General features: G+C 69.1%; 14 protein-coding genes. 3 read left to right on the top strand and 11 right to left on the bottom strand.

What is annotated here, in order from left to right; genetic code table 11:
* Window positions 1-174: 174 nt before the first annotated feature.
* The 4 genes from E3O28_RS12665 to E3O28_RS12680 are packed head-to-tail and all read right to left on the bottom strand — an operon-like array spanning window position 175 to window position 4,634.
* A complete protein-coding gene (locus tag E3O28_RS12665; protein WP_104100251.1) occupies window positions 175-1,038 on the bottom strand; it encodes an aldehyde dehydrogenase family protein in 864 nt (287 codons plus the stop codon).
* Window positions 1,035-2,585 (bottom strand): aldehyde dehydrogenase family protein, encoded by a 1,551-nt coding sequence (locus tag E3O28_RS12670; RefSeq protein WP_104100252.1) that lies wholly within the window; start codon window positions 2,583-2,585, stop codon window positions 1,035-1,037. The genes E3O28_RS12665 and E3O28_RS12670 overlap by 4 nt, the downstream gene beginning before the upstream one ends.
* A 52-nt stretch (window positions 2,586-2,637) precedes the next feature.
* Window positions 2,638-3,657 carry a deoxyribose-phosphate aldolase gene (deoC, locus tag E3O28_RS12675; protein WP_134416271.1) on the bottom strand — a complete coding sequence of 340 codons (1,020 nt, stop codon included), beginning with the start codon at window positions 3,655-3,657 and terminating at the stop codon, window positions 2,638-2,640.
* 26 nt (window positions 3,658-3,683) lie between these two features.
* The gene (locus tag E3O28_RS12680; protein WP_104100254.1) at window positions 3,684-4,634 is read right to left on the bottom strand and encodes a sugar-binding domain-containing protein; all 951 of its coding nucleotides are present in this window, start codon (window positions 4,632-4,634) and stop codon (window positions 3,684-3,686) included.
* 126 nt (window positions 4,635-4,760) lie between these two features.
* Between E3O28_RS12680 and E3O28_RS12685 the strand changes: the two genes are divergently transcribed.
* On the top strand, window positions 4,761-5,693 hold the full coding sequence (locus tag E3O28_RS12685; RefSeq protein ID WP_104100255.1) for an ROK family protein: 933 nt from the start codon (window positions 4,761-4,763) through the stop codon (window positions 5,691-5,693).
* Between the two features lie 202 nt (window positions 5,694-5,895).
* Here E3O28_RS12685 and E3O28_RS12690 read toward each other — a convergent pair whose 3' ends face one another.
* The 5 genes from E3O28_RS12690 to truB all read right to left on the bottom strand — a co-directional run bounded on the left by E3O28_RS12690 (window position 5,896) and on the right by truB (window position 8,877).
* Window positions 5,896-6,132, bottom strand: a complete 237-nt coding sequence (locus E3O28_RS12690; protein ID WP_134416273.1) for a hypothetical protein — start codon at window positions 6,130-6,132, stop codon at window positions 5,896-5,898.
* Window positions 6,098-7,027, bottom strand: a complete 930-nt coding sequence (locus E3O28_RS12695; RefSeq protein WP_134416275.1) for a bifunctional riboflavin kinase/FAD synthetase — start codon at window positions 7,025-7,027, stop codon at window positions 6,098-6,100. Before E3O28_RS12695 ends, E3O28_RS12690 begins: the two co-directional genes overlap by 35 nt.
* Window positions 7,024-7,467, bottom strand: coding sequence for a hypothetical protein (locus E3O28_RS12700; RefSeq protein WP_104100258.1), 444 nt, complete (start codon window positions 7,465-7,467; stop codon window positions 7,024-7,026). Before E3O28_RS12700 ends, E3O28_RS12695 begins: the two co-directional genes overlap by 4 nt.
* A 67-nt stretch (window positions 7,468-7,534) precedes the next feature.
* The gene (locus E3O28_RS12705; RefSeq protein ID WP_104100259.1) at window positions 7,535-7,903 is read right to left on the bottom strand and encodes a hypothetical protein; all 369 of its coding nucleotides are present in this window, start codon (window positions 7,901-7,903) and stop codon (window positions 7,535-7,537) included.
* A complete protein-coding gene (gene truB, locus E3O28_RS12710) occupies window positions 7,900-8,877 on the bottom strand; it encodes a tRNA pseudouridine(55) synthase TruB (RefSeq protein ID WP_134371831.1) in 978 nt (325 codons plus the stop codon). The genes E3O28_RS12705 and truB overlap by 4 nt, the downstream gene beginning before the upstream one ends.
* 129 nt (window positions 8,878-9,006) lie before the next feature.
* Between truB and E3O28_RS12715 the strand changes: the two genes are divergently transcribed.
* A complete protein-coding gene (locus E3O28_RS12715) occupies window positions 9,007-10,011 on the top strand; it encodes a ketopantoate reductase family protein (protein ID WP_104100261.1) in 1,005 nt (334 codons plus the stop codon).
* 29 nt (window positions 10,012-10,040) lie between these two features.
* On the opposite strand, the gene E3O28_RS12720 is transcribed toward E3O28_RS12715, so the two are convergent.
* The gene (locus E3O28_RS12720) at window positions 10,041-10,697 is read right to left on the bottom strand and encodes a hypothetical protein (RefSeq protein ID WP_104100262.1); all 657 of its coding nucleotides are present in this window, start codon (window positions 10,695-10,697) and stop codon (window positions 10,041-10,043) included.
* Between the two features lie 79 nt (window positions 10,698-10,776).
* On the opposite strand from E3O28_RS12720, the gene E3O28_RS12725 reads away from it, so the two are divergent.
* Window positions 10,777-11,631, top strand: a complete 855-nt coding sequence (locus E3O28_RS12725; RefSeq protein ID WP_166784823.1) for an A/G-specific adenine glycosylase — start codon at window positions 10,777-10,779, stop codon at window positions 11,629-11,631.
* A 101-nt stretch (window positions 11,632-11,732) separates the two neighbouring features.
* On the opposite strand, the gene rbfA is transcribed toward E3O28_RS12725, so the two are convergent.
* On the bottom strand, window positions 11,733-12,266 hold the full coding sequence (gene rbfA / locus E3O28_RS12730) for a 30S ribosome-binding factor RbfA (protein WP_134416277.1): 534 nt from the start codon (window positions 12,264-12,266) through the stop codon (window positions 11,733-11,735).
* Window positions 12,267-12,288 lie beyond the last annotated feature (22 nt).

Consider the following 12,288-nt stretch of genomic DNA (forward strand, 5'->3'; position numbering starts at 1 on the left):
TTCTGTTCCTAGACAGTCAGAAACCTAGACAGGAAGCGGCGTGCGGCCGTTAAGGCGCTCCGAAACACCCACAGATGAAGCAGGAGAGCCGAGATTTTGGGGTTTTGAGGCCCGGAAGGCGGTTTTGCGCCGTTTTGGGCAAAATCTCCGTCGAATTCGTCAGGCGGGCGCGGGCTAGATCAGGCCCTTCGTGTGCCAGATCGTCTTCGTTTCGGTAAACGCCAGGACGCGCGCCAGGGAGGGACTCGCGGCATCCGGACCGTTCTCGGGCTGCAGCACCCGGGTGAGGGTCTCGGCCGCGTCGATCTCGAGGTGGATCCAGTCGAGATCGCCGGCGCCAACCAGGTCGAGGGCGTTGACGTCGGCGTGGCTGGCCAGCCACGGCGCCATCTCGGCGGGAGACCCGGTGAGGATGTTGACTACGCCGCCGGGCACGTCACTAGTGGCGAGCACCTCGCCCAGGCTGATCGCCGAGAGCGGCATGGCCTCGTTCGCGACGACGACCACGGTGTTGCCTGAGACCAACGCCGGGGCGACCGCGCTGACGAGACCGAGGAGGGAACCCCCGGTCTGCGGCGCGATGATGGCGACGACGCCCGTGGGCTCCGGCACCGAGAGGTTGAAGTAGGGACCCGAAACCGGGTTGGCGTTGCCGGCCACCTGCAGGTACTTGTCGGCCCAGCCGGCGTACCAGACCCAGCGGTCGATGGCCTCGTCGACCTGGGCGAATGCTGCCGCGGTGCTCACGCCTTCCGACTGCACGATTTCGGTGACGAACTGGGCCCGGCGCCCCTCGAGCAACTCCGCAATGCGGTAAAGCACCTGGCCGCGGTTGTAGGCCGTGGCGCCGGCCCAGCCGCCGAGGGCCGAGCGGGCGGCGACGACGGCGTCCCGGGCATCCTTGCGGCTGGCCTTCGCGGCGTTGGCGAGGAATTCCCCGTCGTGGGAACGGATCTCGTAGACCCGGCCCGACTCACTGCGCGGGAACTTGCCGCCGAGGTAGAGCTTGTAGGTCTTGGGAACGGCGAGGCGGGTCACTTGGCTGCCTTCTTTCGGGAAACGGGGGTCTTCTCCGCGGCCGGCGAAGCAACGGCCGGTGCGATGGATGCCGCGGGCGCGGCCGTCACGGTGCGCGCGGCCGCGCGACCGGCGGCGGGCTTGAGGTATGCGGCAAGCCCGTGGCGGCCGCCCTCGCGCCCGTAGCCGGACTCTTTGTAGCCGCCGAATGGACTGGCCGGGTCGAAGCGGTTGAACGTGTTCGCCCAGATCACGCCGGCACGCAACTTGTCGGCGACGGCCAGCATCCGGCTGCCCTTCTCGGTCCAGATTCCGGCGGACAGTCCGTACGGCGTGTTGTTCGCCTTGGCGATGGCCTCGGCCGGGGTGCGGAAGGTCAGCACGGAGAGCACCGGGCCGAATACCTCGTCACGGGCGATGCGGTGGCTGGTGGAGACGTTGGTGAAGATGGTCGGCCTGAACCAGAAGCCGGCCTCGGGCAGCACGCAGTCCGGGCTCCAGCGCTCGGCGCCTTCCTGCTCGCCGATGTCGGTGAGCTCCCGGATGCGCGCCAGCTGCTCGGCGCTGTTGATGGCGCCGATGTCGGTGTTCTTGTCCATCGGGTCGCCGAGGCGCAGCGTGGACAGGCGCGCCTTGAGGCGGTCGATGACATCGTCGTGGATCGACTCCTGCACGAGCAGGCGGCTGCCCGCGCAGCAGACGTGGCCCTGGTTGAAGAAGATGCCGTTGACAATGCCCTCGATCGCCTGGTCTATGGGCGCGTCGTCGAAGACGATGTTCGCGGCCTTGCCGCCGAGCTCGAGGATGACCTTCTTGTCGGTTCCGGCGACCGAGCGGGCGATGGCCCGGCCGGCGCCGGTGGAGCCGGTGAACGCGACGAGGTTGACGCCGGGGTGCCCGACGAGGGCCTTGCCGGTGTCGCGGCCGCCCGTGACGATGTTGACAACGCCGGCGGGCAGGTCGGCCTGCTGCAGGATCTCGGCGAACAACAGCGCGGTCAGGGAGGTGGTCTCAGCCGGCTTGAGCACGACCGTGTTGCCGGCGGCGAGGGCCGGGGCGATCTTCCAAGCCAGCATCAGCAGGGGGAAGTTCCACGGGATCACCTGGGCGGCGACGCCCCGCGCGGACGGCGTGGGGCCGACCCCGGCGTGGTCGAGCTTGTCGGCCCAGCCGGCGTAGTAGAAAAACCAGGCGGCAACCAGAGGCACGTCGACGTCGCGGCTCTCCTTGATCGGCTTGCCGTTGTCGAGGGTCTCGGCGACGGCAAGCTCACGGGCCCGCTCCTGCACAAGGCGGGCGATGCGGAACAGGTACTTGCCGCGATCGCTGCCGGAGAGCTTCGACCAGGTCTTGTCGTAGGCGCGACGGGCGGCGGCCACCGCCGCGTCGACATCCGCCGCGTCGGCGTGGGCGATCATTGCGATCTGCTTCTCGGTGGCCGGGTTGATGCTCTGGAACGGCTCACCCCGACCGGCGACGAACTCCCCGTCGATGAAGAGTCCGTAGTCCCCCCGAAGGTTCAGCACGGCCTGGGACTCCGGGGCGGGAGCGTAGTCAAGAAAGCTCATGGTTATTCCAATCAAGGTTGATCGAGTTGTCGGTGATCGAGCTTGTCGAGATTCAATCGATCGTCACGTAGTCAAGGCCGGAGTAGTGTCCGGAGGTCATCTTCTGGCGCTGCATCAGCACGTCGTTCAGCAGGCTCGACGCCCCGAATCGGAACAGGCTCGGCGTGAGCCATTCCTCGCCCACGGTTTCGGCGACGGTCACGATGTACTTGGTGGCGTCTTTAGACGTGCGAATGCCGCCGGCCGGCTTCACACCGACCTTCGCCCCGGTGAGGCGATGCCAGTCGCGCACGACCTCGAGCATGGAGAGGGTCACGGGCAGGGTGGCCGCGACGGGCACTTTGCCGGTGGAGGTCTTGATGAAGTCGCCGCCGGCCAGGATGGCCAGCCACGACGCGCGGCGCACGTTGTCGTAGGTACTGAGCTCCCCGGTCTCGAGGATCACCTTGAGGTGGGCGAAACTGCCGTCGGGGCGGCGGCAGCTCTGCTTGACCGCCACGATCTCGTCGTAGACCTGGCCGAACCTGCCGGACAGGAACGCACCACGGTCGATGACCATGTCGATCTCGTCGGCGCCGGCCGCGACGGCGTCGTGCACGTCGGCCAGCTTGATCGCGAGGGACGCGCGCCCACTCGGGAACGCGGTCGCGACGGCGGCGACGTTCACGCCGGCATCCGTGCCCGCGGAGTGCGCGGAGCCGAGAGCGGCGACGGCGTGCGGCACCATGTCGCCGTAGACGCAGACCGCGGCCACGCGAGGGCAGCTGAGGTCACCGGCGTCGGGCGTGAGGGCCTTGCCGACCAGGGACGTCACCTTGCCGGGGGTATCGGCCCCCTCGAGGGTGGTGAGGTCGATCAGGCTGATGATCTTGTCGATCGCCCACTTCTTCGAGCTGGTCTTGATCGAGCGGGTGCCGAGGTCGGAGGCACGCTGCTCCAAGCCGACGGCGTCGATGCCGGGGATGCCGTGCAGGTAACGCCGCAGATTCGCATCCGTGGCTTCGCCGCCGATGAGCGCCAGGGCGCGTTCCCCGGTGTTCAGCTGGGCCATGGCCGTTTGGCTGGTAGTCATGAATTGTCCTTGCGGTCGGGGTGCGGTCAGGCGTTTTCGCCGAGGATGGCGAGTGCGGTGTCTTCGTCGGTGACGAGCACTGTGCACAGGCCGCTGCCGACGACGGCGCGGGCGATGGAGTGTTTGGAGCCGCCGGTGATCACGGCGATGGCGGTCTTCGCGTGACGCAGCGCTTCGAGCTGGATGCCGACGGTCCGGCCGTTGAGTTCCGGGTCGACGATGTTGCCGTTGCTGTCGATGTACCGGCCGACGATGTCGCCGACCGCGCCCTTGCGTACGAGCTCGGCGACCTGTTCTGCGGTGAGGTAACCGCTGTCGACGAGAGCCGAGTTTTGGTCGGCCTGGCCGGCGCTGAACAGGTAGGCGGATGCCGCGGCGCCGAGGTTCAGCACGGCGGCGACGGAGCGGTCGGCTTCGATCGCGGTCTTGGTGTCGAGGCGCTCGAGGATGGCGGGGCTCGGCAGCAGCGTCGCCGCCCCCGAGGCCTTGTGAGCAATGGTGACGGCCGTCGCGGCTGCGGTGCCGGCGCGCCGGTTGAGGCTGACTCCGCCGTTGATCTGCACGACGTTTACGCCGCTGGCCCAGCCCTGGGCCAGGTGCAGCGACACCTCGTGCAGGGTGCGGCCCCAGCTGATGCCGAGCGTTCGCGGCACCGGGCGGAGGCCCGTGAGGTAGTCGGCGGCAGCTTGGGCGGTGCGGGACTGGAGTTCCTCGTCAGTGGAGACGCCGGCAGAGGAGACGACGATGGCATCCGTCAGCTGCGTGGTCTCGCGCAGCCGGCGTTCGATGGAGAGACGACGGGCGCGCGGGTGAACGATTTCGATGCGGATGAAGCCACTGGCCTTGGCCTGGGCGAGGAGCCGGCCCACCTTCCAGCGGGTGAGGCGGAGAACGGTGCCGATTTCGTCCTGCGTCTTGTTTTCCTCATAGTAGAGCTCGGCCGCGCGAATGGATAAGAGTTCGTCGGTGTCCGTCATGGTGCTCCGTTCCGTTCGGGTCCAGCCTAAGTCGCCGGTCTCTCCCGATCAACGCCTGTTGATCATGTTGCTCATCTGCGCATTCGAGCATCGACCCTGCAACTCTGCACGCCCTAGGCTGATGTCATGCCCACCAGCTACGCTCTCGCCGTCGACCTCGGCGGCACCAAGGTTGAAGCCGCACTCGTCGACGAGCAGGGGGTCGTGCTCGCCGCCAGCCGGCACCGCGCCCCCACCGGCCCGGTCAAAACCGCCGAGGAACTCGCGGACAGTGTACGGACCGTCGTCACCCGCGCCCGAGCGAGCCTGCCGGCCGGAGACGCCCTCCTCGGCGTCGGAATCGGCACCGCCGGACCGATCACCGTGGACACGGGGACAGTCTCTCCGTTGAATCTGCCGGCCTGGCGGGATTACCCCTTACGGGATTGTGTCGCGGCCCTCGTGCCCGAGGCGCCCGTGCGCCTGCGCCTGGACGGCCTCTGCATCACGCTCGCCGAGCACTGGCTCGGCGCCGGGAGGGGCGCCGACAGCCTGATGGGCATGGTCGTGTCCACCGGCATCGGCGGCGGCCTGATCCTGGGTGGGTCCACCGTTTCCGGGCCGACCGGCAACGCCGGGCACATCGGTCACATCGAAGTCGGCGGGTTCGACGACGCCTGCGCCTGCGGCGGCACCGGATGCCTCGAGGCCGTCGCATCCGGACCGCGCACCGTGGCCTGGGCGCGCGCCGAGGGCTGGTCGGGCCTCACCGGCGAAGACCTCTCGGCCGCATACGCCGCGGGAGACCCGATCGCGATCAGTGCGGTCAAGCGCTGCGGCCAGGCCATCGGCCAGGCGATCGCCTCCGCGACGAACCTCGTGGACCTCGACGTGGTGGCGATCGGCGGCGGCTTCTCACACGTCACGCCGGACCTGTTCGACTACGTGCGAGCGGCCGTCGCCGAGCGCACGGTGTTCTCCTTCGCGACCCGGGTGCGCGTCGTCGCATCCGCTCTCTCCGGCGACGGCCCACTGATCGGCGCCGCGGCGCTCATCCACCGCGCCGATCTGGTCGCCTGAGTCACCCACTCCCCCGCCCGCGCGCCCTTCGCGCGCCCTTGGCCCGCCTGCCCGCCCGCCCCTGAACCAATTCGACGGAGATTTTGCTCTCAGCCGGCATTGAGACCGGTCTCACCCGGTTTTTTGCCAGAATCTCCGTCGAATTCGTGAGGCCGCACGGGGCACTGGGCGGGCAGCAGGGCGCTAGGCAGGCAGCAGGGCATTAGGCAGGCAGCAGGACACTGGGCAGCACGGCGCCGGCCAGCGTAGCGGCCAGGGCGGCGCCGATCAGGAAGGCGAGCGGCCAGGTCCAGCCGCCGGTCAGCTGGTGCAGCAGCCCGAAAAGCAGCAGCCCGACAAGCAGCGGCCCGACCAAGTAGCCGACTCTCAACAGCGAGATGCCCGGTCCGGCCAGGATGCCCGCGTCAGGCCAGGATGCCGCGGATCTTTGCCACGTCATCGTGCATCTGCACGATCAACGGTTCGATTCCGGTGAACGCGACCATGCCGCGGATACGTTCGACGAAGGACACCTCCACCACATGGTCGTACAGGTCGATGTCCTGGTCGAGCACAAAGGCCTCGACCTGCTTCTGCGCCACACCGTCGAAGGTGGGGTTGTTGCCCACCGAGATGGCCGCCGGGTAGCGGATACCGGCATCCGTCAGCCAGCCCGCGTAGACCCCGTCCGCGGGGATCAGCCCCTCGGACGCCGGTGACAGGTTGGCCGTGGGAAAGCCGAGTTCGCGTCCTCGCTTCGCGCCGTGCACGACCTCCCCGCGCACGGTCGGGTTGTGCCCGAGCAGGGTAGTGGCCGCGCCGACCTCGCCGCGGGAGAGCAGCTCGCGGATCCAGGTCGACGAGACCCGGCGCATCCGGTCTGGTTTCACGTCGTCGATCAGGCGCACGGTGAACCCGAACCGGTCCCCCAGCTCCTGCAATAGGTGCACATCGCCGGCGCCGCGAGCGCCGAACCGGAAGTCGCGGCCGACCAGCACGGTGCGCGCGTGAAGCCCCTGCACCACGATGCTCTCAATGAAATCCTCGGGCGAAAGAGCGGCCAACGCCGCGGTGAACTCGAGCAGAAGGGTGGCGCGCACGCCGGTCTCGGCGAGCAAGGCAAGCTTCTGTTCGGTGCTGATCAGGGTCTGTGGGCACTCCTGGGGGGCAAGCACGGCGAGCGGATGCCGGTCGAAGGTCACCACCACGGAGGCCAATCCGTCGCTGTCGGCGAGTGCCTGCAACTCGGCGATGACCGCGCGATGCCCCGCGTGCACGCCATCGAACTTGCCGATGCTGACCGCGGAGGCCGGCCAGTCGGCCGGGATATCGGCGACGCCGCGCAGCACCTTCACTCGCGCACCTTACCGCTCCGGGACAGCCACCACATGCCCAGGACCGGCAGCACGAGCGGGATGAAGAGGTAGCCGCGGCCGTACAACGACCAGACCGAGTCGTGCGGAAACAGGGCCGGGTCGACGAGGCTGAGGGTGCCGACCACCAGCACGCCGGCGAACTCGAAGCCGATCGTGATCCAGGCCACGCGGCGCCAGCGTCCGCCGCTCCTGATCAGGGCCACCGTGGCGACGATGTAGACGACCGCGGCCAGCGCGGACAATGAGTAGGACAACGGTGCCTCGGCGAATTTGGAGGCGATCTGCACGAAGGAGCGGCCCGTGGCGGCGAGCGCGAGGAGGCCGTAGACGGCGATCAGCACGCGCCCGATGCCGGTCACCGGGGTCGACCGAGCGCTCTCGGCGGGCGTCCCTGCGGCGTTGCTCTGCTCTGCGGTCATGGCTTCCTAATTATCGCAGCATCCGTGGATCTGATTTCACGGGCGCCGGACTTCTCGGCCCTGAATCTCACAGGCCCTGGACGGTCCAGATCTGCCACATGCGGTAGACCATCACGGCGACGCCCAGCCCGGCGACGCCCAAGATGACCGTGCTCCAGCGGCTACGTTCGATCAGCGCCCAGGCTGCGGCGGCCACGGGCACGAGAATTGCGCTGATCAGGTAGGTGTAGAACTCGAGCAGGCTGCCGGTCGCGGTGTTGCCCGTGAGCGGGGCGACGATCGCGACGACGAGTTGCACGATCAGCAGTAGCTCCACGAGCGCGGTGGCACCCATGGTGAGGTCGCTGGGTTTGCGCCCGGCCAGGCCGAGGGCGATGCAGAGTAGGCCGGCGAGGGTGGCCACGGCCAACTGGAGCCACATGAACCACTCGATCATGCGGTGGCCTTCGGGGCTGCCACGGTTTGCGGGGCATCGGCGACCTGATCAAGCGGGAAGTTGAGCAGGGACTTGGCGTGGTCGCCGCGGTACTCGACCAGGCCGACCAACCGGCCGTCCGGCGCGACCGCGGCCACCGGGCCGACCGGCACCGCCGTGCCGGCTTCGGCGTCGGTGCCGACTGCGCCGTCCACCGCGATGCGCTTGCCGTGTCCGAGGTCGATGGCCTGCTGCTCTGTCAGGTCGAGGCGTCCCAGGATGCGCGTGGCGGCATCCGTCGGGCCGATCAGTCCGGCAGCGACGTCGAGTTCGGCGAGCGGCTGGGCCATGTCGATGCCGAACGGGCCGATCCGGGTTCGGCGCAAGCTGGTGAGGTGGCCGCCGACATCGAGGGCGGCGCCGAGGTCGCGGGCCAGCGCCCGGATGTACGTGCCGGAGGAGCACTCCACCCGCACCTCGAGGTCGAGGAAGCCGTCGCCCGGGGTCAGGGAGAGCAGCTCGAACGCGCTCACGGTGACGGGGCGGGCCGGCAGGTCCACTTCCTCGCCGGCGCGCACCCGGGCGTAGGCGCGCTTGCCGTCGATCTTGATGGCGCTGACGGAGCTGGGCTGCTGCGCGATGGCGCCGGTGAGGGCGCCGATTCCGGCCGCGACGGCTTTCGGCGTGACGGCGGCCACGGCGTCGACGGATGCCCGCGCCAGCTCTTCACCCTCGGCGTCGTCGGTCGTCGTCGACGTACCCAGTCGAATTGTTGCCAGGTATTCCTTGTCGAGGCCGACGACGTACGTCAGCAGGCGGGTGGAACTGTTGATGCCGAGGATCAGCAGGCCGGTGGCCATCGGGTCCAGCGTGCCGGCATGGCCGACCTTGCGGGTGCCGGCCAGGCGGCGGGTGCGGGCGACGGCGTCGTGGCTGGTCCAGCCCTGGGGCTTGTCGACCAGGAGGAGTCCGCTGACGGTGGTGCCGACCTTCATCGACCGCCGCACGGGCGTCCGTTCGACTGTCGGTTCGCTGGCTGGCCCGCCGGATGCTTCGTTCATTCTTGACATGGTATCCGGCCCCGGTCCGGCGCTGACCCATCGGGCGCGACCTAGGCTGGGGGGATGAATATTGCGGTGATCGGAGCCGGCGCCCTCGGCGGCACGTTCGCGACCCTGCTCGCCCGGGCCGGTCATACGGTGACCGTGACGGCGCGCGGACCGGCGCTGGCGGCCATCCGGGCCGAGGGGATTTCACTTACCGGGGCCTTCGGAACCGTACGCCAGCATCCGCTCGCGCTCGAACGTCTGGCCCGGACCCCGCAGCTGACGCTCGTCTGCACCAAGGCCCAGGATGCGGCTGCGGCCATCGGCGAGAACGCCCGGGTGCTCGACGGCTCCCCCGTGATCGTCGTGCAGAACGGCCTCGACGGGGTGCTCACGGCGGGCTCTCTGCTGCCCCGCTCGGACTGCTTCGGCGCCCTGTCGATCATCGCGGCGAATTACGCGGCACCCGGCCAGGTGACGATCACAACCGCCGCGCCCACCTATCTGGGCCGGGGAACCGGCGCCGCGGATGCCGCCACGCTCGCCTGGCGGGACGTGCTCGCCGGCGCCGTGCCCACCGTCGCCCTCGACAACTTCGTCGGTGCCCAGTGGACCAAACTCGTCGTCAACATGCTCAACGCACTACCCGCGATCACCGGGATGAGCGTTCAGAATGTCATCGACCACGCCGGGCTGCGCCGCGTGATGACCGAGAGCATGCGCGAGACCGTGGAGGTGGGGATGAAGCGCGGGGTGCGTTACGGCAGCCTGCAGGGGCTCGGCGACCGGCCGTTGAGAGCCTTCTCGCGGCTGCCGCCGGCCCTCGGCCAGGTGCTGCCGCTGAGGCTGAAGGCCCGCATGGGCGACGTGCCGAACCTGGGTTCGACGCAGCAGAGCCTGAAGCGCGGGCAGCTCACCGAGGTCGACTTTCTCAACGGCGCGGTGGTGCGGGAAGCCGCCCTGGCCGGCGTGCGGGCGCCCGTGAACGAGCTGCTGACAACTCTCGTGCACGAGGTTGAGGCACGCGGGGTGTCGCTGGCCCCGTACGACGTGCTCGAGCGGTTCGCGGCGCTCCGCCGATGACCGTCACGACCCGTGACCCAAGACCCCGATCAGCAGCTGTCGAGGAACACACGGCGCGGGTCGGCCGGGTTGCTCACGTCGACGATGGCCGTGGCCCGGCTGCGCGGACGCACCTCGCCGCGGTACAGCCGGTCGGCGACCTCGTGCTCGGTGACCATGCCGGTATCCTCGGCACCGCCTGGTCCGAAGCGCACCGCGTCCGCCTCGGTCTCCACCAGAACGCTGTACGACCACAGGTCGCGCAACTCCTTGCGGTTCAGGTACTCGCCGTCGAGAATCAGCGTGGCGTCGGACGGCCCGGTCAGCCAGGTGGGCTGGATCCAGGCATCCCGGTCGGCGTCGAACGCTCGGGTGACGAAACCGGTGCTGCCACCCAGCCGGAACGGGTCGAGCAGCACGCGCCGCAGCAGCGAGAAGTCGTACAGGTGGCGCAGCAGCCGCTCGGGAGATTCCGGGCCGAAGCGCTCCTGCTCCGCGCGCGACCGCCGGAAATCGCGCAGGGAGGCTGAGAACACCGGATGCTCCCGCTCATCGAACACGGCGGCCAGGTCGTCGGCGAAAGCGGCGCGCTCCGCGACATCCGTGCCGTCGATGGCGACGACCGTGCGACCGAGACCGTAGACGCCAAGGATTTCGGTCGCGAGTTCCCGCAGGAACTCGATCCGGGGAGTGGAGGCAAGCTTCATCTTTCGAGCCTAGGTTAGAACGGTGAATGCCACGCTCACGCTTGCTCCTGCAGCCGGCTCCCCTGCCCTCAGCCTCGCCATCAACGCCTGGTTCCGGGGCAATGCTCGCGACCTGCCCTGGCGCCGGCACGGCTTCGGCGCCTGGGGCGTGCTGGTGAGCGAGTTCATGCTGCAGCAGACCCCGGTGAACCGGGTGATTCCCCGCCTCGCGGAGTGGCTCGAGCGCTGGCCGACCCCGGGGGACCTCGCGGCGGTCCCGCCCGGCGAGGCGGTGCGGGCCTGGGCAAACCTGGGCTACCCTCGCCGCGCTCTGTGGCTCCACGCGGCCGCGGTGGAGATCACCGAGCGGCACGATGGGGTGGTCCCCGCCGACGTCGACGCCTTGCTGGCCCTCAGCGGGATCGGCGACTACACGGCCAGAGCGGTCGCCGCGTTCGCTTACGGCCTGCGGCATCCGGTCGTCGACACCAACACCCGGCGCGTCATCGCGCGCGCCGTGGCCGGCCAGGCCGAACCGGCCCCACCCAGCCGCACCCGCGACCTTGACGCCATGAGCGCGCTGCTCCCACTTCCCGTGAGCGACGCCGCCGTATTCAACGCCGGCATGATGGAGCTGGGCGCCGTGGTCTGCACCGCCAGGATCCCCCGGTGCGATGACTGCCCCATCCGCGCCGCCTGCGCCTGGCGCCTGGCGGACTACCCGCCCTATTCCGGCCCGCGCAAAGCCGTGCAGAAGAAGTTCGAGGGCAGCGACCGAAAGGTGCGCGGCTTGATCATGGCCGAGCTTCGCGCCACCCGGCACCCGGTGACGGATGCCGAGATCACCGACCTGTGGGCCGACTCACCCCAGCGTGACCGGGCTTTGGCGGGCTTGCTGTCCGACGGCCTCGCCATTGCCACCGCACCCGGCGAGTACACCCTGCCGCAGGAATAAGCCCCTTCGGGCGCGAGAAAAGCCGAACCGGCCCGCACACCGCTGACGGATGATGCGGGCCGGCACGGCCGGCCGGTCACTGACCGGCAGGTGTTGCTTCCTTACTTCTGCAAATCCGACCCGGCGGGAACTTCGGCGTGTTGGCCGCCCCCGGGCTGCACCTCGTCGTCTTCCTCGTCGTCTTCCTCGTCTTCGTCGTCGTCGTCGTCGTCGTATTCGCGCGGCTTGACATAGGGGTCCTCGTCGCCGGCATACTTCGCCGTGCGAGCCTGCTCCTCGACCTGCGTGTCGCGCTCGCGCGCCTCACGCAGCAGGTCGTCGATCAGGGCCGCGTTCTCCGGGATGGCGTCCGCGATGAATTCGAGCGACGGCGTCAGCCGGGCGGTGATGTTCTTACCGACCTCGCTCCTCAGCATGCCGGTAGCCGCCTTGAGCGCTGTCGCGCTGTCGGCTCGTTCCTCCGCCGAACCGTAAACCGTGTAGAACACCGAGGCGTGCTGCAGGTCACCGGTCATCTTCACGTCGGTGATGGTCACGAAACCGAGCCTCGGATCGCGGAGTCCGCGTTCGATGCGCTTGGCCACGATGACCTTGATGCGGTCGGCCATTTTCCTGGCGCGTGCCGGATCTGCCATGGTCTAACTCCTATTGTCGAAA

Source organism: Cryobacterium sp. TMT2-14, assembly GCF_004402465.1.
GTDB classification, from domain to species: Bacteria; Actinomycetota; Actinomycetes; order Actinomycetales; family Microbacteriaceae; genus Cryobacterium; species Cryobacterium sandaracinum.